Annotated in this window: 27 protein-coding genes and 1 other RNA gene; 9 read left to right on the top strand and 19 right to left on the bottom strand. The window is 42.3% G+C overall.

All coding sequences use genetic code 11. The annotated features are described in order from the left end of the window. Positions 1-23: 23 nt before the first annotated feature. The 4 genes from rpsO to AB1I63_09645 all read right to left on the bottom strand — a co-directional run bounded on the left by rpsO (position 24) and on the right by AB1I63_09645 (position 1957). On the bottom strand, positions 24-293 hold the full coding sequence (gene rpsO / locus AB1I63_09660; protein ID MEW4355096.1) for a 30S ribosomal protein S15: 270 nt from the start codon (positions 291-293) through the stop codon (positions 24-26). Positions 294-437: 144 nt separating this feature from the next. After that, on the bottom strand, positions 438-908 hold the full coding sequence (locus tag AB1I63_09655; protein ID MEW4355095.1) for a DUF6773 family protein: 471 nt from the start codon (positions 906-908) through the stop codon (positions 438-440). After that, positions 898-1110 (bottom strand): helix-turn-helix transcriptional regulator, encoded by a 213-nt coding sequence (locus AB1I63_09650; GenBank protein ID MEW4355094.1) that lies wholly within the window; start codon positions 1108-1110, stop codon positions 898-900. The genes AB1I63_09655 and AB1I63_09650 overlap by 11 nt, the downstream gene beginning before the upstream one ends. Before the next feature lie 118 nt (positions 1111-1228). Further along, positions 1229-1957 carry a pseudouridine synthase gene (locus AB1I63_09645; protein MEW4355093.1) on the bottom strand — a complete coding sequence of 243 codons (729 nt, stop codon included), beginning with the start codon at positions 1955-1957 and terminating at the stop codon, positions 1229-1231. A 136-nt stretch (positions 1958-2093) separates the two neighbouring features. Between AB1I63_09645 and def the strand changes: the two genes are divergently transcribed. Continuing rightward, a complete protein-coding gene (gene def / locus AB1I63_09640) occupies positions 2094-2708 on the top strand; it encodes a peptide deformylase (GenBank protein MEW4355092.1) in 615 nt (204 codons plus the stop codon). Positions 2709-2878: 170 nt separating this feature from the next. On the opposite strand, the gene AB1I63_09635 is transcribed toward def, so the two are convergent. From AB1I63_09635 to tadA, 5 genes are all read right to left on the bottom strand, one after another. After that, positions 2879-3151, bottom strand: a complete 273-nt coding sequence (locus AB1I63_09635; protein MEW4355091.1) for a hypothetical protein — start codon at positions 3149-3151, stop codon at positions 2879-2881. A 50-nt stretch (positions 3152-3201) separates the two neighbouring features. Next, complete coding sequence (locus AB1I63_09630) at positions 3202-3324, bottom strand: hypothetical protein (protein MEW4355090.1); 123 nt, start codon at positions 3322-3324, stop codon at positions 3202-3204. 169 nt (positions 3325-3493) lie between these two features. Beyond that, entirely contained in the window at positions 3494-3688 is a 195-nt protein-coding gene (locus AB1I63_09625) for a helix-turn-helix transcriptional regulator (protein MEW4355089.1), read from the bottom strand. 172 nt (positions 3689-3860) lie between these two features. Continuing rightward, positions 3861-3959: signal recognition particle sRNA small type (gene ffs / locus AB1I63_09620), an RNA gene on the bottom strand. A 32-nt stretch (positions 3960-3991) separates the two neighbouring features. Next, positions 3992-4459: a tRNA adenosine(34) deaminase TadA gene (tadA, locus tag AB1I63_09615; GenBank protein MEW4355088.1), complete on the bottom strand. Its 468-nt coding sequence runs from the start codon at positions 4457-4459 to the stop codon at positions 3992-3994. Between the two features lie 441 nt (positions 4460-4900). Here tadA and AB1I63_09610 point away from each other — a divergent pair, with 441 nt between their 5' ends. After that, on the top strand, positions 4901-6121 hold the full coding sequence (locus tag AB1I63_09610; GenBank protein ID MEW4355087.1) for an MFS transporter: 1221 nt from the start codon (positions 4901-4903) through the stop codon (positions 6119-6121). Positions 6122-6416: 295 nt separating this feature from the next. Here the strand turns inward: AB1I63_09610 and AB1I63_09605 are convergent, their stop codons facing one another. Further along, the gene (locus AB1I63_09605) at positions 6417-7703 is read right to left on the bottom strand and encodes an adenylosuccinate synthase (protein ID MEW4355086.1); all 1287 of its coding nucleotides are present in this window, start codon (positions 7701-7703) and stop codon (positions 6417-6419) included. 336 nt (positions 7704-8039) lie between these two features. Between AB1I63_09605 and AB1I63_09600 the strand changes: the two genes are divergently transcribed. Genes AB1I63_09600 through dusB form a run of 3 tightly spaced genes read left to right on the top strand, consistent with a single transcriptional unit; the run spans position 8040 to position 11012 of the window. After that, the gene (locus AB1I63_09600) at positions 8040-9125 is read left to right on the top strand and encodes a hypothetical protein (protein MEW4355085.1); all 1086 of its coding nucleotides are present in this window, start codon (positions 8040-8042) and stop codon (positions 9123-9125) included. Between the two features lie 50 nt (positions 9126-9175). Further along, the gene (hslO, locus tag AB1I63_09595; protein MEW4355084.1) at positions 9176-10048 is read left to right on the top strand and encodes an Hsp33 family molecular chaperone HslO; all 873 of its coding nucleotides are present in this window, start codon (positions 9176-9178) and stop codon (positions 10046-10048) included. Then, positions 10035-11012 carry a tRNA dihydrouridine synthase DusB gene (gene dusB, locus AB1I63_09590; protein MEW4355083.1) on the top strand — a complete coding sequence of 326 codons (978 nt, stop codon included), beginning with the start codon at positions 10035-10037 and terminating at the stop codon, positions 11010-11012. Before hslO ends, dusB begins: the two co-directional genes overlap by 14 nt. 211 nt (positions 11013-11223) lie before the next feature. On the opposite strand, the gene AB1I63_09585 is transcribed toward dusB, so the two are convergent. The 6 genes from AB1I63_09585 to pbp1b all read right to left on the bottom strand — a co-directional run bounded on the left by AB1I63_09585 (position 11224) and on the right by pbp1b (position 19184). Beyond that, complete coding sequence (locus tag AB1I63_09585) at positions 11224-13659, bottom strand: ATP-dependent Clp protease ATP-binding subunit (GenBank protein MEW4355082.1); 2436 nt, start codon at positions 13657-13659, stop codon at positions 11224-11226. A gap of 3 nt (positions 13660-13662) precedes the next feature. Further along, entirely contained in the window at positions 13663-14121 is a 459-nt protein-coding gene (locus AB1I63_09580) for a CtsR family transcriptional regulator (GenBank protein MEW4355081.1), read from the bottom strand. A 152-nt stretch (positions 14122-14273) separates the two neighbouring features. Continuing rightward, entirely contained in the window at positions 14274-14402 is a 129-nt protein-coding gene (locus tag AB1I63_09575; protein ID MEW4355080.1) for an ACT domain-containing protein, read from the bottom strand. 173 nt (positions 14403-14575) lie between these two features. Next, positions 14576-15616 carry a translation elongation factor Ts gene (tsf, locus tag AB1I63_09570; GenBank protein ID MEW4355079.1) on the bottom strand — a complete coding sequence of 347 codons (1041 nt, stop codon included), beginning with the start codon at positions 15614-15616 and terminating at the stop codon, positions 14576-14578. A 250-nt stretch (positions 15617-15866) separates the two neighbouring features. Further along, positions 15867-16640 (bottom strand): 30S ribosomal protein S2, encoded by a 774-nt coding sequence (gene rpsB, locus AB1I63_09565; protein ID MEW4355078.1) that lies wholly within the window; start codon positions 16638-16640, stop codon positions 15867-15869. Between the two features lie 219 nt (positions 16641-16859). Further along, entirely contained in the window at positions 16860-19184 is a 2325-nt protein-coding gene (gene pbp1b / locus AB1I63_09560) for a penicillin-binding protein PBP1B (GenBank protein MEW4355077.1), read from the bottom strand. A 156-nt stretch (positions 19185-19340) separates the two neighbouring features. On the opposite strand from pbp1b, the gene tyrS reads away from it, so the two are divergent. The 4 genes from tyrS to AB1I63_09540 all read left to right on the top strand — a co-directional run bounded on the left by tyrS (position 19341) and on the right by AB1I63_09540 (position 22787). Beyond that, positions 19341-20597 (top strand): tyrosine--tRNA ligase, encoded by a 1257-nt coding sequence (gene tyrS / locus AB1I63_09555; GenBank protein ID MEW4355076.1) that lies wholly within the window; start codon positions 19341-19343, stop codon positions 20595-20597. Positions 20598-20814: 217 nt separating this feature from the next. After that, positions 20815-21570 carry a TMEM175 family protein gene (locus AB1I63_09550; GenBank protein MEW4355075.1) on the top strand — a complete coding sequence of 252 codons (756 nt, stop codon included), beginning with the start codon at positions 20815-20817 and terminating at the stop codon, positions 21568-21570. 45 nt (positions 21571-21615) lie between these two features. Further along, positions 21616-21966, top strand: a complete 351-nt coding sequence (locus tag AB1I63_09545) for an HIT family protein (GenBank protein MEW4355074.1) — start codon at positions 21616-21618, stop codon at positions 21964-21966. Then, positions 21966-22787 (top strand): putative RNA methyltransferase, encoded by an 822-nt coding sequence (locus tag AB1I63_09540; protein ID MEW4355073.1) that lies wholly within the window; start codon positions 21966-21968, stop codon positions 22785-22787. Before AB1I63_09545 ends, AB1I63_09540 begins: the two co-directional genes overlap by 1 nt. A 260-nt stretch (positions 22788-23047) precedes the next feature. Here AB1I63_09540 and AB1I63_09535 read toward each other — a convergent pair whose 3' ends face one another. The 3 genes from AB1I63_09535 to AB1I63_09525 are packed head-to-tail and all read right to left on the bottom strand — an operon-like array spanning position 23048 to position 25433. After that, positions 23048-23725: a rhomboid family intramembrane serine protease gene (locus AB1I63_09535; protein MEW4355072.1), complete on the bottom strand. Its 678-nt coding sequence runs from the start codon at positions 23723-23725 to the stop codon at positions 23048-23050. Beyond that, a complete protein-coding gene (locus AB1I63_09530; GenBank protein MEW4355071.1) occupies positions 23706-24245 on the bottom strand; it encodes a 5-formyltetrahydrofolate cyclo-ligase in 540 nt (179 codons plus the stop codon). Before AB1I63_09530 ends, AB1I63_09535 begins: the two co-directional genes overlap by 20 nt. A gap of 57 nt (positions 24246-24302) precedes the next feature. Further along, positions 24303-25433 (bottom strand): N-acetyldiaminopimelate deacetylase, encoded by a 1131-nt coding sequence (locus AB1I63_09525; GenBank protein MEW4355070.1) that lies wholly within the window; start codon positions 25431-25433, stop codon positions 24303-24305. Positions 25434-25442: the final 9 nt, after the last annotated feature.

The raw sequence follows: 25442 nt of genomic DNA, 5'->3' as shown, positions 1-25442 counted from the left end.
GCAGCGTAAAAGCTGCCTTTTGATTAGCGACGTAGTCCCAATGAATGGATCAATTCGCGGTAACGGTTAACGTCTGTCTTACGCAAGTATGCAAGGAAGTTACGACGGCGACCGATTTTTTTCATCAAACCACGGTAAGTAGCGTGGTCTTTTTTGTGTTGTTTGATGTGTTCGTTGAGGTGGTTGATTTCCCAAGTAAGAACAGCTACTTGAACCTCGATAGAACCTGTATCACCTTCGTGACGAGCATATTGTGCAATGATTTCATTTTTTTTCTCTTTTGAGATTGCCATGATTTTCTCCTTTGTTTTCCGCTTAATCCGAGTCTTAGGCTTGGCAGTCCTAAAACCAAGAAAAAGTTTTTTTGTCTCTAACGACACTCTTATTTTATCAAGCTTGTTTGGATTTGTCAAATATCAATCTCAAAAATACCTAGCCTACTCGTCTTTGTCAAACTGCTTGAGGGCTTTTTTCTGACTGTAACGGTTCAAAAGAGTTAATCCGCCATACATCATATAAAAAAATAAACTAGAGGAGATAAAAAGGATGAGTACAACTGCCCAAAAATGACCATCACTCAAGCCGTGATAATGACTGCCATAAGTCTGATAATTATTCCAACTACAAATCACCGTCACAAGAAGGCTGCAACCCAATCCTTGTAGCCAGAGATTTCCGCCACGAGTCATATCAAGTCCTTTTATCATGTAACGAATGATCGAATAGACCAAAGTCACTAGACTTGCAACAATCTCAAAACTGTAATTCTCAAAAGGTTGATGTAAAATCGCTGACTTAATCAATGCAGATATCGGCAATACCATTAGCAGTATTGATCCAATCTCAGCCATAATCTGATGTTCAAGTCCAATCACACGCTCATCTACAAGTGTTTTCTTAGCTTTCATCTGTAGCATCCTCCCAAAATAATTGATCTAATGTTTTCCCCAAGCGATGACAAATCGCTAAGCACAGGCTGATACTGGGGTTATACTTACCAGCCTCAATCAAACCAATGGTCTGCCGTGTCACACCAATCTCATCTGCCAACTGCCCTTGGGTCAAATCATGCTCCACACGCGCCATTTTCAACCGAAGATTTTTCATAATCCCTCCTTTACTCTTTATTATACACTATATTTTATAAAATGCAACATATAACTTGCATTAAGTTTGATAAATTTTTCTTAACAAAAAATCTTGGAGAAAACTTCTCCAAGATCCTAGTTTATAATTCTACGCTAAATACAGCTAATCGCTCCATTTCCTGCGAGCTCAAGCGACGATATCCACCCAAGGCAAGACCTTCATCCAAGCTCAGAGGTCCCATACTCAGACGTTTTAAGTCTATTACTTCTTTGCCACAAGCAGCTACCATGCGCTTAATCTGGTGAAATTTCCCTTCTGAGATACGGATTTCTACGTACGAAGTCTGATTGATTTCATCCGTTTCTAAGATTTTCAAGTCAGCTGGTTGGCAAGTAAAGTCTTTCAGTACGATTCCTTCCGAAAAGCGAATCACATCTTCGTCCGTCATAACACCTGCTATCTCAGCCTGATAGACCTTATCCACATGCTTTTTAGGCGATAACATCTCATGGGCAAGCGCTCCATTATTGGTCAAGAGCAACAATCCATGCGTATCAATATCCAGCCGCCCCACAGGAAAAACCTCTTTGTGTCTTGCCGTATCATCCAGCAAATCCAAAACCGTACGATGGTTGGCATCCTCTGTCGCAGAAATCACACCCTTAGGCTTATTTAACAAATAATAAACAAATTTTTCATACTGTAAAACCTGCCCTTGGTAGCAAATCTCGTCTTTTTGCTCATCAATGTGGACTTTAGCAGATTTTTCCACAACTTGATTCACCATTACCTCTCCTCTTTTGAGGATTTTTTTAATCTCTGTCCGCGAGCCAATTCCACACTCTACTAAAAATTTATCTAAGCGCATACCTACTCTCCCTTCTCTTTCATGATACAATTTTTTAACCCACGAGGCAACTGTATTTTCTGTAAAAAGAGCCCTCCTAGCTTTATTTCTGCTCCTTTTTGTGGTATATTTATCAATGATAAAAGAAGGAGAAACTATGTCTGTCATTAAAGAATTAACCAAAGCAAGCCACTTAATTGATATGAACGATATTATCCGAGAAGGACACCCCACTCTACGCAAGGTTGCTGAAGAAGTCAGCTTCCCACTGAGCGATGAGGAAGTCATCCTTGGCGAGAAAATGCTGCAATTTCTCAAACATTCCCAAGACCCTGTCATGGCAGAGAAAATGGGACTTCGAGGAGGTGTCGGCTTAGCTGCTCCGCAGATCGACATTTCAAAACGCATCATTGCTGTCCTTGTGCCAAATGTCCCTGATGAAGAGAGCAATCCTCCAGAAAACGCCTATGATTTAGAAGCCATCATGTACAATCCTAAAATCGTCTCTCACTCTGTCCAAGATGCTGCTCTGGCAGATGGAGAAGGCTGTTTATCTGTTGATCGCGAAGTGCCTGGCTATGTCGTCCGTCATGCACGCGTCACCGTAGAATACTGTGATAAGCATGGCGAAAAACATCGCCTCAAACTCAAAGGGTATAACTCCATTGTCGTACAACACGAGATTGATCACATCAATGGCATCATGTTCTATGACCGCATCAACCAAAACAAACCTTTTGAAATCAAAGAAGGCATGTTGGTGATTGAGTAAATAAAATGGGAGTGAGACTCAATCATTATTTCGCAGAAACCGATTTTGTCATCTTCACTTTCCCATTTTTAGACTCAGGTATCAATAGTCACTTCCCTGACTATTGATATACGTCAAACTGTTCAATTTATAAAAAAGTAAGGCTGGACACTTTTGTCTCAGCCTTATTTTTACATTCTTCTCTCTAATAGTAACCTCGAAAGGGTATAGGTTGTTGCTCCAATCACTAATAGCACCGTACTTACCACCACTAAAGAAATTGATAGCTCCTCTCCTGATAAGGCATAACTTGTCAAAGCATAGCCAAAGATTCCTGCAATCACAAATGCTAGAACTGTATAAGCATTCCTTGCAACTTTTTCCTGAATCAGCTGATGACGCTCATCGTTTCGCTCAATGAACTTACGCTTGCGATACACTGGATTCAAGACTATATACATCATGACTCCTAGCATAAATAGAGAAATCAAACCCCATACACCTAAAAGCAAATCTAATCTAACCACCAGCTGGATAAACGAGAAACTAGAAAGCCGACAATCACAAGATTTAGAATATACATACAAATAGTTATTGCTGTTTCTCTAAAAAATTCTTTCTCACTCACTTTCTTCATTTACTCCTCTCCTTTCCTGACTGTGTTCTGCTTTTCCCAGTACATGCATAAGAATCCAATCCCTAGTAACAATAGGGCAAGACTCAATAAAGAATGAAGTAAGCAATAAACGATAATTCCTAAAGCAATTCCTACGATAAATGATCTCACTAGTTTCATCTTATTTCTCCTATTCGTCAAATATAAAGACTTCTTCAATCGTTAGATTAAAAAATCGAGCGATTTTATGCGCTAATTCAAGCGAAGCATTGTAGCGCCCTTTTTCTAGAGAGATGATTGTCTGGCGGGTCACTCCCAAAGCGTCTGCCAAATCAGCTTGATTGAGCTTTTGGCTCTTGCGTAACTCTTGTATCCGTGTTTCCATGCTCCCCTTTCCTCTTTTCGTAATTGTCATGACTCTTAGAAATGTAAAATTTCCTTTACAATTAAAAGTATAGCTAACTTTACATTTTTTGTCAAGTCTATTTTACATTTTTTAAACTATTTTTTCTTCACAAAAAAAAATTCCCTCTGAAATCCTAGTTTCAGAGGGATTATCCATATCGTAAAAAAGAGCACACAGATTACATCGCTTAGGGCTGCTGGATTCCTCCCCTGACCCGCTTCACGCAAAACTGTTGCTCCATAGACTATTATAACACATTTTTTCTCTTTTGCATATGAAAAATTATTTTTTCCGTCGATTTCTGAAAAATTCCTGCATGATCTGGGCACATTCCTCTTCTAAAACACCACTTTCGACCCTAACACGGTGATTCAAACGCTCATCTGTCAGAATATCATAGAGACTCCCTGCAGCTCCAAATTTTTGATTGGAGGCTCCATAGATTACCTGTGGTATGCGTGCAAGACCGATTGCCCCACTACACATAACACACGGTTCAATCGTGACAAACAAAGTCGTATCAAGCAATCGCCAGCTAGATTGCTCTTTATTTGCCTCTTCAATCGCCATAATCTCCGCATGCATAACCGCGCGTTGCAACTCCTCTCGTGCATTGTGCCCGCGCCCGATAATCTCTCCATCCTTGACAATCACACAGCCAATGGGGATCTCCTCATGCTCTAAGGCAATCCTCGCCTCTTTCAAGGCTTCTTTCATAAAGTTTTCTTTTTCTTCTCTTGTATACTCCATTTTGCTTCCTTTCGCTTGTATCATTATACCAAAAAGCAAGGACTTTTTCTTGGCTCTACTCGAAAAAGTCAAACCTAAAGGACAAGATGACTATTTTATCTGATATGTATAAAAACCTAACTCCATCTCTATAACATCACAGATAAACATAAAAGCCACCGAATTGGGTGGCTTTTATAGGGAGATTATTATGAAAAATTTAGGATTCTATCAAATAAAGTTAGTAGGTCTTTACTTGATGGATTTAGTATATCGAAGAGACCTTAAAATAAACTTAACCTTTATTTTAAGAAAAAAGCTTGCTGATTCTCTGTCTTTTTCCAATTTTTTCATTAAAATAAATGGAAATCTCATGAGCATTTTCTTTGACAATTCATTTGGTTACATGATAGACTATTCTTGAAAGCGCTATCAGATTAAAAAAATACTAGGAGATTGTTTATGTCAGACAAATCTGTTTCAAAAAAAACAGGGATTCTCATGTTTTACACCCTGTTGATTGCTTATATTACTTTTGCCGCCAGCTGGGTCGGTGGTTCTAACCTCGGTGCTCAGATTGTTGCCACTTATTTTGGAGATAAAGGAGTAGATCCAACCATTTCTGAAATGGTTAACTACACTATTACGGTGGCACGGGTCATCGCAAACTTCTTAGCAGCCGCTGTGCTAGTCAGATTTGGCATCAAGCGTGCAGCTCAAATCGCTATCGGACTACTCTGCTTTGCTCTTGTTGCAGTCTGGATGCCTAACTACTGGCTCTATATCATCGCTCGAATGATTATGGCGCTGGGCGGTTCTATGATTATGGTATTCATGAACCCAATCGTTGTACGCTTTGTCGCTCAAGAAAACAAGATTTTTTATTCATCTTTGATTACCGCAAGCTATAATATCGGTGCCTTTGTCATTGCCATCGCCTTCGTCTTTTGGTCAGATGCTCTTCGAGCGGACTGGCGCATCACACTCAGCGGTGTAGCACTTGTCGCTATTGCGACCTTTATCGTATGGCTGTTTAAAGCAAAAGACTTTGAAACAGCTGGAAATGCTCAAAATGCACCTGCTCAAGCCTATTCCTATGGTATGGCAATCAAAGATTCCTTTGTTTGGCGTTTTGCCGTTGGTTTCAGTGCCTTCCTCATTCTTTATGTAATGTCACTCAATAGTATTCCTGGACAGCTCGCCAAGGAATTCCCAGACTTTTTCGTCTCAGGATATATGATTTGTGCCATTTCAGGTGGTGGAATCATGGGAACCTTAGTCCGCTTGAAACGCCCTGTCAATCGTGAACGTAAACCGTATTTAGTCCAATTAGGAATTGCAGCAACTCTTGCAATGGCAGCTGGAATTGCAAGCATTGCTCTGTTGAAACTTGCCTTTCTTGGTTACCTTTTCTTTTTTGTCTGCGGATTCCTCATTTTTTACCAATACGCAGTCTACCTCAATATCCCACATGAATTGCCAAATATGAATCCACAAAAAGCAACCCTCATGTTTGGAATTATCTGGGGAGTGACTTATGGACTCTACACTATCTTGAACTATATCTGGAGCTGGATTTACGGACACCTCGGCTACTGGCCAGCTAATATCTTCTACCTACTTGTGCCCGTGATTTACCTCGTCATGATTATGACCCTGCCAGAAACGTATAAGAAGAAATAACGAGAAAAAGTCTCAAACAAGTATCTTTGTTTGAGACTTTTTCTTCAACTGAAAACAGGAATCATTGATCAGCGTTTTTGCTAATGAAAAATGTTCCATAGGTACAATAAGGTTGTTCCGCGGACAAAAAACGCTTCGGCGTTTTTCTTCATCTCCAACTTAAAACGAGGCGTAAGCCTGTAAAGCGGAGGATTTGTTCCCACAAATCCTTATTTCCAACCTAAAACAACCCGTAAGGGGACCCTTTGCTTCGCAAAGCTCCTATTTCCAACTTAAAAAGGTCCCCCGGACCTTTTTAACCCCATACACTTTCCAGTATATTGGTTTGTTCGCGGCCTGGGCCGACTGAGAAGGTTGAGATGCGGACGCCGACGAGTTCGCTAATGCGACGGACGTAGTTGCGTGCATTCTCTGGGAGGTCTTCAAGGCTACGGACGCCTGTGATGTCTTCAGACCAGCCTGGTAATTCTTCGTAGATTGGTTTGCAGCGTTTGAGTTCTTCAAGGCTTGCTGGGTAGTGGTCAATGCGTTTGCCATCTAGATCATAAGCCACACAGATTTTCACGGTTTCAAGGCCTGAAAGAACGTCAATCGAGTTCAAAGATAGGTTGGTAATGCCTGATACGCGACGGCTATGACGCATAACCACAGAATCAAACCAGCCAACACGGCGTGGACGACCTGTCGTTGTTCCATATTCATGACCAACTTCGCGGATGCGCTCTCCAATTTCGTCAAAAAGTTCTGTTGGGAATGGTCCGTCTCCGACACGACTTGTGTAGGCTTTACATACCCCAACCACCTTGTCAATCTTGCTTGGTCCAACTCCAGATCCGATGGTCACACCACCTGCAACGGGGTTTGATGAGGTTACAAATGGGTAAGTTCCTTGGTCGATATCAAGCATAACCCCTTGCGCTCCCTCAAAGAGAACCCGTTTGCCTTGATCCAAGGCATCGTTCAAAATAACAGAAGTGTCTGTCACATATTTCTTAATTTGCTGACCGTATTCGTAGTATTCTTCAAAGATTTCATCAAAAGCAATCGCTGTGCTATCGTACAGTTTCTCAAACAAGCGATTTTTTTCTGCCAAGTTACGTTCCAAGCGCTCTCTGAAAATCTCGCGATCCAAGAGGTCTGCAATACGGATTCCCACACGCGCAGCCTTGTCCATGTAAGCAGGGCCGATTCCTTTAATGGTTGTGCCGATTTTATTGTCGCCTTTAGCTTCTTCTTGCAACTGGTCGAGTTTAATGTGGTATGGTAAAATCACATGTGCACGGTCTGAAATCCGAAGATTATCTGTCGTCACACCCTCTTCATGCAAGTAATTCAATTCTTTCACCAACGATTTTGGATTGACCACCATACCGTTTCCAATAACCGAAATTTTTTCTGGGAAGAAAATCCCTGACGGAATCAAGTGCAACTTGTATTTTTTGCCATCGATGACAATCGTATGACCTGCATTGTCACCACCTTGGTAACGTGCAATCACTTCTGCATTAGCAGACAAAAAGTCGGTGATTTTTCCTTTACCTTCGTCGCCCCACTGGGTACCTACAACAACAACTGATGTCATATCTTTTACTTATTTACAGCAGAGCAAACTCTGCTTCCTTTCTTCACGCACGGCAGGACTCTCACCTGCTAGTTTCTCTTACAATTCATTATAGCTGATTTTGGCGATTTTTTCAAGATTAGAGCGAATATTGTCCGTAAAATGTCTAAATTTCTTTAAAAAATATTATCTATTTCTTGCAAAAACTGAACGATGGTCTTCAAAACTCCTATCTAAACTTAAAAAAGTATGCTATAATACATATAATTGTTTCACGCTGATTTAGAACTAAGCAAGATAAACTCGCGACGTAATAAATGAAAACTAAATGATTATAAAATGACTGAGGAGATACAGATGTTACATAAACCCTACTTTTTAAAAGTTATCCATATCCTCTGCTCCATTCTAGCTATTTTTTTGATTTATGCAAGTTTTGGCATTCTGGGCTATCAAGCTGGCGTAAGCCAAAATCCTCTGTATGACATCCCTATCCAAGTATTTCTTTGGATTCTTGGCTTTTATCTAGCGCTTATCCTCCATGAATTAGGGCATGCGTTTTTTGGTAGAATCAGCGGTTATCAAACCATAGCTTTAGGTCTGGGAAAATGGAATATTGTCTTTTTAAAACATGGTGTACGCTATAAAAAGAAGTTCTTGACCAAAGAAGCTGCCGCTCAATACATCGGTGTCAAAAAGAATAGGGAAACTGATGGAGATATTCTCATGTTTTCTGGCGGACTCATTGTCCACCTCACACTAGCCAGCTGCTACCTCCTCTTTGGGATGATGAGCCAAGTCTGGACTTGGTTTCTGCCACAAATTTTTCTCAATCTTGCTCTTTTCATCCTAAACATCGATCCTAACGGAATCACTGATGGGGCTAAAATCCTCGAATTAGCCCTGTATCCTCAGCACAAAGTCTATCTCTATCAAGAACTAGACCATGCAGCCCAGCTATTTTTGGATAATCAAGAAGCCAAGTTAGCTGATTTCACGCAGGAAATTCCTCTTGAAGCTGGGATTATCGCTCAAACCGCTTATTTGAACCACACGGAAGTCCAGCTCTTTCATGGACACCTAGACCAAGCCGAAAAACAACTTCTCACCCTATCACAATTTACTGAAATTGCCACCATTCGAATGATGAGTCAAGCTTTGCTACTACTTACTTATCTCCTCAAAGAGGAGCTTCCAAAAGCAACCGAGCTAGCTGAGACAAAAGACATCAAAAAAGTCTTTCAACAGCCCCAAAGCCAAGTTCAGATGATCAAAGCCTACTATGAAATTTTTATCTTACAGGACAGCGCACAAGCTCAGCATTCTCTTAAAAAAGCAAGAACGGCTTTTCAACTCTCGCATTTCCTACAAGATGAAAAAGAGTACTATACACAACTCCTTGACCTCGTCCAACAGCAAATCATCCAATGTGAAAATCCATAAAACCAATCTCACAAATCCCTTTTCACCTCATTTTATGGTAAAATAGAGGAATGGACAAGATTATTAAAACAATATCAGAAAGCGGCTCTTTTAGAGCCTTTGTGCTAGATAGCACAGAAACTGTCAGAACTGCTCAAGAAAAGCATCAGACCCTTGCTAGCTCAACCGTTGCCTTAGGACGCACCTTGATTGCCAATCAAATCCTTGCAGCGAATGAAAAAGGCGATACTAAAGTAACTGTGAAAGTGCTAGGTTCTAGCTCGCTTGGCGCTATCATTTCCGTTGCAGACACCAAGGGAAATGTTAAGGGCTATGTGCAAAATCCTGGAGTGGATATCAAGAAAACTGCCACTGGTGAAGTCTTGGTAGGACCCTTTGTCGGCAATGGTGAATTTCTCGTCATTACTGACTACGGCATGCGCAACCCTTACCATTCTATGACACCTTTGATCACTGGAGAAATCGGAGAAGACCTTGCCTATTATCTGACCGAAAGTCAGCAAACACCGTCTGCGGTCGGACTCAATATTCTCTTAGATGAAGAGGATAAAGTCAAGATTGCAGGTGGCTTTCTCGTACAGGTCCTTCCCGACGCTAAGGAAGCTGAGATTGCCCGCTTTGAAAAGCGGATTCAGGAAATGCCTGCCATTTCAACCTTGCTAGAGTCAGAAGACCACATCGAAGCTCTTCTTAGCGCCATTTACGGAGATGAAGCTTACAAACGCTTATCTGAGGAAGACTTACATTTCAAATGCGATTGTAGCAAGGAACGCTTCCTCAATGCCCTTAAAACACTTCCAACATCAGAATTGGAAGCGATGAAAGAAGAGGACAAAGGCGCAGAAATCATCTGCCAATTTTGCCAAACCGACTATCAATTTACTGAAGAAGACTTGGAGGACTTGATTCGTGACAAATCTTAATACGCCCTTTATGATTGGAAATGTGGAAATTCCCAACCGCACCGTTCTAGCGCCCATGGCTGGTGTGACAAATTCAGCCTTTCGAACCATCGCAAAAGAACTCGGAGCAGGGCTGGTTGTCATGGAAATGGTGTCTGATAAAGGCATTCAGTACAATAACGAAAAGACCCTCCACATGCTTCATATTGATGAGGGAGAAAATCCCGTTTCTATCCAATTATTTGGAAGCGATGCGGATAGCCTCTGCCGTGCGGCGGAATTCATCCAAAACAACACGCGGACAGACATTGTGGATATTAACATGGGCTGCCCTGTAAACAAAATCGTCAAAAACGAGGCTGGTGCTAAATGGCTAAAAGACCCGGATAAGATTTACCACATTATCCACAAGGTGCAATCAGTCCTAGACATTCCACTAACGGTTAAAATGCGAACGGGTTGGTCAGATACGAGCCTTGCTGTGGAAAATGCCCTTGCCGCTGAGAGCGCAGGTGTCTCCGCTCTTGCCATGCATGGACGGACGCGCGAGCAAATGTACACAGGACATGCAGACCTTGAAACTCTTCGTGATGTTGCAAGTGCCTTGACTAAAATTCCATTTATCGCAAATGGTGATATTCGCTCCGTCGAAGAAGCCAAGCAGCGGATCGAGGAAGTTGGTGCCGATGCTGTCATGGTCGGTCGTGCCGCTATGGGAAATCCTTATATCTTCAACCAAATCAATCATTACTTTGAAACAGGGGAAATCCTACCCGACTTGAGCTTTGAAGACAAGATGAAGATTGCTTATGAGCATCTCAAACGTTTGGTCAATCTCAAAGGCGAATTCGTTGCCGTACGCGAATTTCGTGGCTTAGCTCCACACTACCTGCGTGGAACATCTGGTGCCGCAAAACTCCGTGGCGCTATCTCACAAGCCCAAAGCTTGGAGGAAATCGAAAATCTCTTACAGGTGAATGCCTAAAAAATAAGGAAGGACAAAATCCTTCCTTATTTTTTATTGGTTCAAATTTATAGTTGTTTAGTTTTGATTTAGTACGAGGCAACAAGTCCCAGGCATAACTGGGATGAACTGAGGATTATTTCATAATCCTTATTCCCCACCTTCAACAGTCCACTGGACTGTTGAAGCAAAACGAGTTAACGACGTAATAAATGAAAACTAAATGACTATATCAAACAACATCAAACTTGAGTTTATCGCCTTTGACACCTACTTTTAAGACTTGCCCTTCTGCTAGTTCACCTTTCAAAAGTAGCTCAGCTAATGGATCTTCTACTTTAGTTTGCAAGGTTCTGCGGAGAGGTCTTGCTCCCATTTCTGGGTCGTACCCTTCTTTTGCCAACCACTTGAGGGCAGATGGCTGGAATTTCAAGTCCATTCCTTTTTCAGCAAGTGCTGCAATCAATGGTTTCACCATCACTTTCACCACTTCCTGCATGTCTTCGCTAGATAGACTATGGAAGACTACTTTCTCATCAATTCGGTTGATAAATTCCGGACGGTAGGCCTTTTTCAACTCTTCTAACATACGTTTTTCCATCATGTCATGGTCAAAGCGCAAATCCTTAGCTCCAAAGCCTACTGTCTTATCATCTCGAAGACTAGTTGCACCGATATTGCTCGTCATGATAATCAAGGTATTTGAAAAATCGACCTTGCGCCCCTTACTATCGGTCAAAACTCCGTCATCAAGCACTTGTAAGAGAACATTGAAAATATCTGGATGAGCCTTCTCCACCTCGTCAAAAAGAAGCACTGAGTAAGGTTTATTGCGGACCTTCTCCGTCAATTCTCCTCCCTCATCGTAGCCCACATAACCTGGAGGAGCTCCATTCAAGCGGCTCGCTGCAAATTTCTCCATATACTCACTCATATCAAAGCGAATAAGAGCTGACTCATCATCAAAAAGAATTTCTGCCAAAGCCTTAGCAAGCTCTGTCTTACCGACCCCTGTTGGTCCTAAGAACATGAAAGAACCAATAGGACGCTTGCTGGTTTTCAAACCTGATTGATTGCGGCGAATGGCACGACTAATCGCTGAAATTGCCGCATCTTGTCCTATCACACGCTTGTGCAATTCTGTTTCTAAACTCAAGTATTTCTTCGCATCCGTTTGGCTCAATTTCTGTACAGGAATACCTGATAAACGGCTCAAGGTCGTTAAAATATCTGATTCTTCCACTTTCAAGATATAGTGGTGCGGCTCTAATTCTTTTTTCAATAGACGAGCTACCTGAGTGAATTTCTTATCCATCAGAGCCACATCCGCCTCTGTCAACTCAGACTGAGCGAAGCTACCAGTCTTAGCTCCTTTATTTTGCACCGTAGCTGCTGCCTCATCTAGCAAGTCAATCGCCGAATCTGGCAAATGCTTACTTGTCAAATAACGATGAGCATAATTCACCGCTGTTTCAATGGCTGCATCTGAAATCACCACCTTGTGATGACTTTGATAGCTCTCTCGCAAGCCCTTCAAAATGCGAATGCTGTCAGCCACACTTGGTTCATCAATCGTGATTTTTGCAAAACGGCGAGATAGCGCAGCGTCTTTTTCAATATGCTTTTGATACTCTTCTTGCGTCGTAGCACCAACCGTCCGCAGTGTTCCACGAGCAAGAGCTGGCTTCAAGATATTAGCTGCATCAAGCGTGGAGTCAATCCCGCTCCCTGAGCCCATAATCGTATGGAGTTCATCAATAAAGAGAATTACACGACCATCCTCTTCAATATCATTGATGATATTGTTCATCCGCTCTTCAAAATCCCCACGGAAGCGCGTGCCAGCAACGACATTCATCAAATCAAGCTCCAAAACTCGCATCTTAGCCATCTCACCAGGCACTTGACCACTCGCTACACGCTGAGCCAATCCCAAGGCTAGAGCTGTTTTTCCGACACCAGCATCTCCGACTAAGACAGGATTATTTTTCGTCTTGCGACTCAAGATTTGAATCATACGTGAGATTTCCTCGTCACGTCCAACCACAGGCTCTAGCTGACCAGCTCGTGCCAATTCTGTCAAATCACGCGTGTAGTCTTCCAAACCACCACTTTGTGCTTGTGGCATACCCATCATATTCGCCATATTTTGCTTGTTTTGATTTGGAGCTTTATTGAGACTACGAATGGCTTTCCAGTCATCCTTGTCCCAACCAGCTCGCTGACTGAGATTTTTACGGACATCAGCGATTCGAATACCACGCTCCTTCTCTTCGTAGGTAAAACCTGCCTCCTCTAAGATCCGAGACACAAGCGTTGCTCGATCTAAAAGCATGGCTAAGAAGACATGTTCTGTCCCTAGACTCTTGGCATGAACCGCTACTGCAATCTTTTCAGCCATGTCAAAAAGCTCTTGTAAGCGATAAGAGTATGGCAGCTCACGTTTTTGAGGTTCTTTTTGATAAGCTTTCCCTGTCACTGTCTGAGCTGCTTCTTCTAAATGATCTACTTCTAAGGGATAATCATTTAATACTGCTCCAGCTACACTATACGGATTATTAGCAATCGCCATCAAAACCTGCCAAGACTCCAAATAGTGCGCTTCAAAATGACTAGCGAGCACCTCGGCTGACGCTAAGCTCTGCTCTAAGGCTTTTGAATACTTCATTTCCTACATTCCTTTTCTATCTACTTGTTGCAAAATTCGTTTTAACATGCGTGCGCGAATCTTCTCAGCACCCTCTCCCAAGACCGAATCTAGGGCAACGGACATCAAGAGACTTCCTTCTTGTCTGGTCATGACTCCCTTTTCAAAGAGCATTTGCAGCACATCCTCAAAGACCTGCTGACTGACTTGCTCGCCGATGCTACTCATCAACTCACAAAGCATATCGTGGTGATTGGAAAACTCGACTTTTCCGATACGGATATAGCCACCACCGCCACGCTTACTCTCTACAATATAGCCACGACTTTCCGTAAAACGTGTCTTTAAGACATAGTTAATCTGGCTCGGAACGACCTGAAAGACGTCTGCCAACTCACTACGCTTGAGCTCTGCAATCCCAACTTGCGCAAGCAAGGCCTTGATATATTCTTCAATACTATCTGATGTATTTTTTGCGCCCATCCCAGATCCTTTCTCTTTCATGTTTGCATCACACTGACTATCTTTGACTATTATACCCTAAATCACTGACTTTGAAAAGCAAAAGCAATGGGGCTTGACTTCTAGACAAGTAAAAAGCAATGAACTGCTCATCCACTGCCCTACTTTATTTTCTACACAATTTTATAGCCATTTGCTGCTAAAACATCCCCTGCTCGGGCAAACTCTTCTTCTTTGACCAAGATATAGTCGGTGTTATAGGTTGATACCGCAAAAATGCGGATGTGATAATCTGCCAACATTAGATCAAGAATACCAATCTAGGAAACATATAGCCATCCTCTTTTTTCTAAGCATCTCAGAGATAGGTTCTATGATACAAAGAAGATACAACTTCTTTACTAAATAAGTCTTATACATTCATCTCAAAAAGAAAAAAATCGAACTCAGTTGAGTTCGATTTTACAATAAATAATTATTTACCAAGGGCAGCAGCCATTGTTGCAGCAACTTCTGATTCAAAGTCGTTTGCTGCTTTTTCAATTCCTTCACCTACTTCGAAACGAGCGAATGTTACAACGCTAGCGTTTACTGAGTCAAGGTAAGCTTCAACTGTCTTGCTGTCGTCCATGATGTAAACTTGTGCAAGAAGTGTGTAAGCTTGGTCAACTTTCGTATTGTCAAGCATGAAGCGGTCCATTTTACCTGGAAGGATTTTGTCCCAGATTTTTTCTGGTTTACCTTCAGCAGCCAATTCTACCTTGATATCTTCTTCTGCTTGTGCAATCACTTCATCAGACAATTGAGCTTTTGAACCGTATTTCAAGAATGGAAGAGCTGGTTTACCAACCATTGCACGGCTTTCATTATCTTGCTCAATCGCATGGTTCAATTGTGCCAATTCATCTTTTACAAATTGCTCATCCAATTCTTTGTATGAAAGAACAGTTGGTTTCATCGCAGCGATGTGCATTGATACTTGTTTTGCAAGAGCTTCGTCGCCACCTTCGATAACAGAGATAACACCGATACGTCCACCATTGTGTTGGTAAGCACCAAATGCTTGTGCATCTGTTTTTTCAATCAAAGCAAAACGGCGGAATGAGATTTTTTCTCCGATAGTTGCAGTTGCATTTACATAAGCTGCTTCAAGAGTTTCACCTGAAGGCATTGTAAGAGCAAGTGCTTCTTCGTTGTTCGCTGGTTTACCTTCTGCGATTACTTTTGCTGTTTCGTTTACCAATTCAACGAATTGAGCGTTTTTCGCAACGAAGTCAGTTTCAGCATTTACCTCAACAACTGCTGCTACGTTTCCGTCCACGTAAACACCAGTCAAACCTTCTGCTGCTACACGGTCAGCTTTCTTAGCTGCTTTTGCCATTCCTTTTTCACGAAGCAATTCAATCGCTTTTTCGATGTCTCCATCTACTTCAACAAGGGCTTTTTTAGCGTCCATGACACCAGCACCAGATTTTTCACGCAATTCTTTTACAAGCTTAGCTGTAATTTCTGCCATAGTTTTTCTCCTTAATTAAGATACTAAGACCGTAAAACACAAAGTGAAAATAGGAAATCTGACGAAGAGTCCTCAGACTCTAGGAAGATTACTCTTTTTCACACAGTGTTTAGGTCGTGTTCAGTTACACAAGATACTAAGGCTATAAAACACAAGGTGTTTCATTAGCCTAGTTTCAATTTTATTTTTAAAAAGGGGAGGGCTGAGCCCCGCCCTTTTGGTTCTTACAATTTAATCTAAAATTCTTGGTTTAGCCTTCTACAACTTCAACGATTTCTTCGATTGATGCTGCTTCAGTTTCAGTAGCTGCCAATTCTGCTTCTACTGATTCAACGCTATCTTCACCTTGACGACCTTCGATAATCGCATCAGCCATTTTCGCAGTGATCAATTTAACAGCGCGGATAGCATCATCGTTTGCTGGGATAATCACATCGATATCATCTGGATCTGTGTTTGTGTCAACCATCGCAACAACTGGGATACCCAATTTTTTCGCTTCTTTAACAGCGATTTGCTCTTTATGTGGGTCAACAACGTACATCACATCTGGGATGCGTGGCATTTCTTCGATACCACCCAAGAATTTTTCAAGACGAGCGCGTTGTTTGTTCAACAATGCTACTTCTTTCTTAGGAAGAACGTCGAAGATTCCTTCTTCTTCCATACGTTTGATTTCTTTCAAACGAGCGACACGTTTTTGGATTGTTGCCCAGTTTGTAAGAGTTCCACCCAACCAACGGTGGTTGATGTAGTATTGACCTGAACGTTCTGCTTCTTCTTTAACTGCATCAGCAGCTTGTTTTTTAGTACCAACGAACAAGATGATTGCATCGTTTGCAGCTGCATCACGGATAAAGTCATACGCTTGATCTGCATATTTTACAGTTTGTTGAAGGTCGATAACGTGGATTCCGTTACGTTCTGTAAAGATGTATTTTGCCATCTTTGGATTCCAGCGACGAGTTTGGTGACCAAAGTGAACACCAGCCTCAAGAAGTTGTTTCATTGAAATTACTGCCATGAGTAATGTCTCCTTTTTGTTTTTTCTCCTCTTTTGGATTTCAGCTTGCAGGGCGACCAAACGGCAACAGCTCCACAATTCATCCAAAATGAGTATTTGTTGTTTTGACAACCTATTCATTATATCAAAACTTAGGACGCTTGACAAGAGATTCACCACAAAATTCGCCGTTTTTCTTATAAAAAAACTCTGCTGATTAAAAATCAACAGAGTTTTGGTTTAACGACTGCCTAAAATAGCTGCCCATGCATTTTGATAGTCGCTATCCGTTCCACCAATTCCAAAATGGTAACTGGTGTTTGGAGCGCCATTTTTAGCCCAATAGCTAGGTACCATTTGACCGCTCACACTAATCGTACGACCGTTAATATTAACCGCTGCAGGTTTTTCTCCAGTAGATTTTAAAACGTCCGTCTTAATAACACTTGGATCAAGATTGAATTTTTCATTGGTTCCCAATACGCTTGGATCTGCCTGATGGATGGCATTGATGAGATTTGCCATGTAATGAGCATTATTATCATAAGCTCGTGGAGTCAATGGACGGTTATCATCATGACCAATCCAGCCTCCCAGCGTAATCTTAGGAGTTGAGAGCATGAGCCACATATCGCCATTTATATTTGTCGTCCCTGTTTTTCCAATCCAGTCTGCACCTGATAGAGCACCGTTTACTTGCGCCAAACGTGATTTAAAGGTTGTTGTTGCGCCAGAAGTCAGCACCCCACGCAACAGATTTTGCATGATAGTCGCTGTGGCTTTTGAATAGACTTGAACTGGCTTGGCCTTATGCTCATAAATAACCGTTCCATCTTTTTTGATGATTTTAGCCACCATGTGCTTTTCATGGTAAGCGCCATTATTTGCCAAGGTCTGAAATCCATTGGTGTGCTGAGCAACAGAAACTTCAACACCCCCACCCATCGGCAGACTTTCAATGCCATACTCAGGAATCTCATAGCCCATTTTCTCCATGTAGCCACGCACATTGACCCCTTTTTCTCGAAGTAATTGATAAGTCCAGTAAGCAGGGATATTCCACGAAGTATTGAGTGCTTCTTGAAGATCCATCATCGCTGTTCCTCGGCTATCCACGTGCATAATCGGCTCGCCACTTGAGAAATTAGTTGGGTAATTAGAGAGGATACTGGCACTTCCCATCAAGCCTTGGTCAATGGCAATTCCATACGCCAGAATTGGCTTAATGGTTGATCCTGGTGAACGTACGGTATCAAAAGCATGGTTGTTTTGATTAGACTGATAATCTCGACCACCGACAAAGCCAAGGACTGCTCCTGTTTGATTGTCCATGAGTACATTTCCCGTCTCAACAAAGCCTGTCCCATCATCTAGTAGACCACCAAAGTTCGCAACCGCATTTTGCATGGCATTGTGGATATTTTTGTTGATGGTTGTTGTGACAATATAGCCACCCTCACTCAATTCTTTCGCTGCTAACTCTTTATAAGCTTGAATGGTATCATCATTTTTCAAATCCTGCTCAGACACCTGATCACGCTTGATCACATAGTCATACATGATCTTTCTAGCTTCTTCAATAGCTGTAAAATAAAGATAATCATGTGAAATAGCTGGCACTTGCTCTGCTGGCAAGAATTCCTTGCTCAAGTCATAATCTTTATAGAGCTTGTATTCATCTTCTGTCAAAGCACCTGTTCGATACATATTGTAGAGAACATCTTTTTCCCGCTCAAGTCCATAAGCCATATTTTCAGGACTCTTGAGGCTTCCATCTGCTGCATAGGGCGAATAGACAATCGGACTTTGCGGTAAACCTGCAATAAAGGCTGCCTGCGGAATACTCAAGTCCTTAGCCGCAACTCCAAAGATACCTTGAGCCGCTTCTTCCACACCTGCGATATTTTGTCCTTTGTTGTTTCGTCCAAATGGAGCTACATTGAGGTAGGTCGTTAAGATTTCATCTTTTGATAGATAGCGTTCAAGGGCAAGGGCATCAACGATTTCTACTGCCTTTCTCTTAAAGGTAGGTGCATCTCCAACCACCTGTTGCTTAATTAATTGTTGGGTTAAGGTTGATCCTCCACTGGAGGAACCAATCCCAACGACCGAACCCAAAGTTGCCCGAAAAACAGCCTTTGTAACCACCCCATTATGTTCATTAAAGTGTTCATCTTCTGTTGCAATCACGGCTTTTTTGATATTTTCTGAAATATCCTTGCTTTCTACTGCCACCCGCAACAAATCACTATCAATGCTAGAAATAGGGCTTCCATCTGCATACTTCAGCTCAGAAATCGCTGAAATATCACGAACCTGCTTGACCAACTCCTCTTCTTGGGGAACCTTGACATCATCAAACAAGCTAGCAGTGTACCCCAGAGCAATACCTGCTCCAAACAAGAAGCCTAGAAATCCTAATACAAAGATGAGATTGGAGAGGAGTTTCAAGGTCCGCAAGCCAATCGCTGCAATATCACTTGCCGTCCACTCCTCCTTGGGAAGTTTTTCCTTTTTCGGTCGGCTAGAAATCCAGCCTTTTATGCGTTCTATTCTCTGTTTCATGCTCATTCACCTCACAGTTAGAACTATTATAGCAAATTTTTAAAGCTGCTTACAAACGAAAGACTAGAAATCCAAACTTTTTTGACAAATCTATGCCGTTCTTCATCATTTTGTGATACAATGGAATCTAACTATAAACAAAAAAGGAGAAGAGACATGCACATTTTTGATGAGCTAAAAGAGCGTGGTTTAGTCTTTCAAACCACAGATGAAGATGCTTTGCGAAAAGCCTTAGAAGAGGGCCAAGTCTCTTATTATTCTGGCTACGATCCAACAGCTGATAGCCTACACTTAGGACATTTGGTGCCAATCCTTGTCTGCCGCCACTTACAATTAGCAGGTCACAAGCCATATCCGCTTGTGGGAGGCGCAACTGGCTTGATTGGGGATCCGTCCTTTAAAGACGCAGAACGTAGCCTACAAACCAAAGATACGGTTGATAGCTGGGTGAAAAGTATTCAGGCACAATTAGAGCGTTTCCTTGATTTTGAAACTGGTGACAACAAGGCTGTCATGACCAACAACTACGATTGGTTCGGCAGCGTCAGCTTCATTGATTTCTTGCGCGATGTTGGAAAATATTTCACTGTCAACTACATGATGAGCAAGGAATCTGTGAAAAAACGGATTGAAACAGGAATTTCCTATACAGAATTTGCCTACCAAATCATGCAAGGATTTGACTTCTACGAGCTCAATCGCTTGCACAATGTTACTCTTCAAATCGGAGGAAGTGACCAATGGGGCAATATGACTGCGGGAACAGAATTGCTCCGCCGCAAGGCAGATAAGACTGGTCATGTCATCACGGTTCCCCTCATTACCGATGCAACTGGTAAGAAATTTGGAAAATCAGAAGGCAACGCCGTTTGGCTCAATGCTGATAAGACTTCCCCATACGAAATGTACCAATTCTGGATGAATGTCATGGACGCAGATGCCATTCGTTTCTTGAAGATTTTCACCTTCTTGCCACTTGATGAAATCGAAGAAATCCGCCAGCAATTTGAAGCAGCGCCACATGAGCGCTTGGCTCAAAAAATCCTTGCTCGTGAAGTGGTAACCTTGGTCCACGGTGAAGCAGCCTACCAAGAGGCACTCAACATCACCGAGCAACTCTTTGCAGGAAACATCAAAAATCTTTCGGTCAAAGAACTCAAACAAGGACTTCGTGGCGTGCCAAATTACACAGTGACAGCAGAGGACAACCTCAACATCGTGGAACTTCTTGTCACAGCAGGTGTAGTCAACTCCAAACGCCAAGCCCGTGAAGACATAGGGAACGGTGCGATTTACATCAACGGCGAACGCGTACAAGACCTTGACTACGTGCTAACAGATGCAGACAAGTTAGAAAATGAATTGACTGTTATCCGCCGGGGTAAGAAAAAATACTTTGTACTAACATACTAAACACCAAGAAGAGGTTGGGCCAGAAGTACCCGACCTCGTTACATTTTGTAGCTCTAACAGTTTGACGCAGTAGTTGTCGGGCTTGTAAAACATTGATTTATCAATCTTCTACAAGCCACGTCAACCTTGCGGGGGTGGGACCACAAAATCGATTTCTTCGAAATCACGATTTTTATCCCACTCCCTTTTCATATCTCAAAATCCAGAAAGGAACGCTATGACCCGATCAAATCGTCAAGAAGAATTAGCCAACTTTTTCAACCAAGTCAAGGAAGAATTTTCCCAAATGTATCCTGAATTAGAGGGACTAAGCGACGAAGAAGCCTTGGAATTTCGCAGAAAATTGATTGCCGAGCAAGAGGCTGAAAATCAAAGGCGTCTCAAAGAACACTTAGAAGTCTTTACCGATGCCGTCATTGCCATTATCGCAACCATTATGCTGCTTGAAATTCCTCTGCCCTCTCACGCAACAAGCTTTCAAGCCTTTCTCTTTAGCATCTTCATCTTTTTAGTCACCTTTTTTATCATCATGGACATGTGGTGGGACAACCACAAGCTCTACAACCAAGTTAAAGGCATTGGCTCAGGTGCTGTGATTGCTCAATTTGCCTTTATGGCAAGTTTGGCACTACTTCCAATCTTTGCTCGCTGGATGCTCGAGGAAGTCAATATCACAACCGTTCTCAGCTACGGCATTGCCGTTTTTATCACTAATTTCTTTGCTTGGCTGTCGGAATTCTTCCTTTCCCAAAGCCGTTTTTCAGAGCTTAATAGTCTACAAATTCTCATGAAACGCATGAGTTTCCGACGGCTCATCTCTTCTACTCTTATCAGCCTCTTCACCTTTGGACTAGCCTTTATCAACCCACATCTAGCCTTTTACTTCTATATTCTCAGTCCAATTCTTTCCTTCTGGCACTCACTCCACCCAAGGCGTGGGCGGAATCTGCCACTTCCAATCCAGAAAGGATAACACGCTATCCACTGTATCTTTTGCAAAAATATTTTAGAAGAATAGATTCTCCATCAGACAGAGCATTTTAAGCTGGTGTGGGATATTGATCCGATTCAGACAGGACATCTCTTGATTATTAGCAAGGACCATTTCACAAGTCTTGCGGAATTATCACTCCCTGTCCTACACGAGCTAGCAGAGCTGGAGCAAAAAATCACAATTCTGATGGAACAACACCGTCCCATTAACGGTGTAACCCTTGCTCGTAATGACAAGGAGTTAATGGATACGGGAACACATTCTCACTCACATCTCATTCCACGAAGAAAAGACGACGGTTTTTGGGATACCATCAAGCTCCCCCTACTTTCACACTCGCTTTCCACTTTCGAACAATCCATGAGGTCACTCTAATGTCTACTAATTTTTTACGTTTTGAATCATCTGCCAACTCTTTCATTTGCCCGCTTTGCAAGACTCAACTACACTTACACGAGCAGAGTCTAGTATGTCCCAAGAAACACTGCTTTGACATCAGTAAATTTGGCTACGTCAATCTAGCTCCCCACATCAAGCAATCCAAAACCTATGATAAGGAAAACTTCCAGCAGCGCCAACTGGTCTTAGAAGCTGGTTATTATCAACATATCCTAGAAGCCTTGAGAGATTTGCTGGCTGAACTTTCGAATCATCAAAACATTCTCGATGTCGGCTGTGGGGAGGGCTACTATACCCGCCACCTGCAAGAGCATTTTCCTAAAAAAGACTTTTACGCCTTTGATTTGTCTAAGCACTCCGTGCAGTTAGGTGCAAAAAGTGACAAAGAAAAGACCATCAACTGGTTTGTCGCAGATCTCGCCCAACTCCCGATAAAGGATCACAGCATGGATATCTTACTTGATATCTTCTCTCCTGCCCATTATCAGGAATTCAGGCGCATTCTTGCCCCTCATGGAAAAATCATCAAAGTCATTCCAACCCTAGACCACCTCAAAGAAATTCGCCTAAAAGTTGGTAAAACAGCATATAGCAACCAAGAGATTATCAATCATTTCAAAGAGCATGTGGATATTGAAAAGACGGTACTTGTCTCAAGAACGTATCTCTTAAGCGAAGAGAGTAAAACGGCTCTTCTTGCCATGACTCCACTCCTCTTTCATGTGGATAAAGACGCAATAGACTGGTCTGATTTAACAGAGATTACCATATCTGCTGAGATTTTACTCGGAACATAAAAAATCCCGCTGACACGAGTGTCAGTGGGATATATTTTTATAGTTGCATCAGTTTTAATGGAGTCCGAGGCAAGGAGTCGTAGGCAGAACTTAGGGTAGCTGAGGGCATTTATCTCAAACTCTTATTTCCAACCTCTAACAGTCCACTGGACTTAGTTGAGGATTATGGCATAATCCCTATTTCCAACCTTCAACAGTCCACTGGACTGTTGAAGCAAGACGAGTGAATGACGCCATAAATAAAAACGAAGTGACGACAGCTATCGACGGCTAAAAGCAATAACGAGCAAACCTCCTGCTAAAAGCAGATAAGCTCCCAAAGCTAAGACTCTTTCTTTCATTGTATAAGCACGTCTTTCCCCACGAACAGGGAGAATAACAGCACAAAGAGCACCGCCCACAGCACCCCCTAAATGACCTGCCAAGCTAATTCCTGGCATGAGACTAAAGAGCAAATTGACCACTAAAAGGGATAGATAGGATTGCCCCAACTGCTGAATGTAGGGATTGCGAACCGCATAGCGAAGCATGATGATGGCCCCAAAAATCCCAAACAAAGAGCTGGATGCCCCTGCTGCTACTGCATATGGCGTGAAGAAAAAGACAAAGATATTGCCCATCAACCCAGAAAACAGATAGAGCATGAGAAACTTCAGAGAACCAAAAATGTCCTCTGCCTGCCGACCAATAAAATAAAGAGTCAACATATTGAGAATCACATGTTCAAAACCAATGTGGACAAAAATGGCAGATACTAAGCGCCAAGACTGACTTGGAAGAGCCAATAAAGCATCGCCATATATACCTCCAAATTCAAACACCGTCTGGGCATTGCTATAAGCAAATCCGCGAGTCAGTAACATGGCTAGAAATACCAAGAGCGTCACAACCAGCAAACTGCTAGTTACTGGATAACGTTTATCCCATATTTTGTTCATATCTATATACCTTTTCTATCTGAATATCATAAAAAGCTGGCTCAAATTCCCTTTCTTGAAAGTCATAAATCGTGCTCATCGTGACACCATCATAATCCGCTAAATAGCGATCATAATAGCCCCCACCATAGCCAATTCGATACCCTTGCCTTGTAAACACAAGCCCAGGAACATGGATTACATCAATCAGCAATTTCTCAACTGCAAGCTCGCTTTTAGGCTCTAACAAACCAAAAGACGTAGAAATCAACTGATCAGGTTCGTAATCCACAAAGATCATTCGTCCCTGTGGATAGGTCTTTGGAATCACCACACGCTTTCCGTCTTGTAAGGCTTTCTCAATCAAAGGAATCGTCGCTACCTCGTGCGGAAAAGACAAGTAAGTCGCAAGAACCTCTGCTTCTTGATAAGCAGGACTCGCCAAGATTTGTTTCATTAACCACTCATCCGCACGCGCCTTTTCAGCTCCTAAAAACTCTTCCATCTTTTGTAAGACTTCTTGTCTTAATCCCTTTTTCATCTATCCTCCTAATACGGGAAAAAGAGAGAGGGGCACTCCTCACTCTCTCCTATCTCCCTATTCCTCACTTTTCATCTGTAAAAATTTCCCGATCTTTTCCACAGCAAATGGCAGAGCTGCTTCATCCGGCGTCATCTTTGGATGATGAAGAGCGTAGGGACTGTCGATTCCTAGCCAAAACATGACTCCATCTACCTTGTTTAACAAATAACCAAAGTCTTCTCCGGTCATGGCAGGTAGGCAATCAATCAAGTTAACCCCCTCTTCCTCCTCAAAGAAGGTCATCAACTGATCTGCGAGTCCTGCATGGTTTTCCACAGGAAGATAGCCTCCTTGTTTCAACTCCAAGTCAAGGTCTACTTCAAATGACTTAGCAATTCCTTCCGCAATCGAACGGATTCGATCTTGGGTCAAACGGTTCATCTCCATGGTCAGCGTCCGAATCGTACCGTGTAAAAAAGCCGTTTCTGCAATGACATTATTGGTCACACCTGCATGCATGGCACCAAAAGTCACCACAGCTCCCTCGATAGGATCGACATTGCGGCTCACAATGGTTTGCACTTGAGTGATAAAATAACTCGCAGCTACCAAAGCGTCATTTGCCTCATGTGGAAAGGCAGCGTGTCCCCCTTTTCCAGTGAAGGTCAATTTAACCTCGCAAGTCCCTGCAAATAGAGTCCCACGATTGGTCGCAATATCGCCAACTTTTAAATCTGGACGTACATGTAACGCATAAAACTCATCTGGTAACCAATCTCCAAATGCTCCATCTTCATACATGAGCATACCCCCAGCTTCATTTTCCTCCGCTGGCTGAAAAAGAAAGAGGAGATTATTCTTAGGTTGTTTTGAGACGAGCTTTTCTAGCAAACCTAAGGCAATACTCATATGCATATCATGCCCACAAGCGTGCATACGACCCTCATGCTGACTCGAAAAAGGCAAGCCAGTATCTTCTACAATCGGCAAACCATCAATATCTGTCCGCCATCCAATGGTCTTACTTGGGCTACTTCCCTTGATAAAGACTAAAATTCCTGTCCGCCAAGTCCTGATTTCCACAAAATCAAGCCCACTAGTTAAACGCTCAATCACCTGCATGAGATAGGCATGCGTCTTAAACTCCTCTAAGCCAATCTCAGGGATCTGGTGAAGATCACGGCGGATTTGTTCTACATCTAACATAGACTCACC

Source organism: Streptococcus pneumoniae (assembly GCA_040719455.1).
Taxonomy (GTDB): domain Bacteria; phylum Bacillota; class Bacilli; order Lactobacillales; family Streptococcaceae; genus Streptococcus; species Streptococcus pneumoniae_G.
Note: the sequence above shows the minus strand (reverse complement) of the source record. Positions and strands in the feature narration are given on the sequence as shown.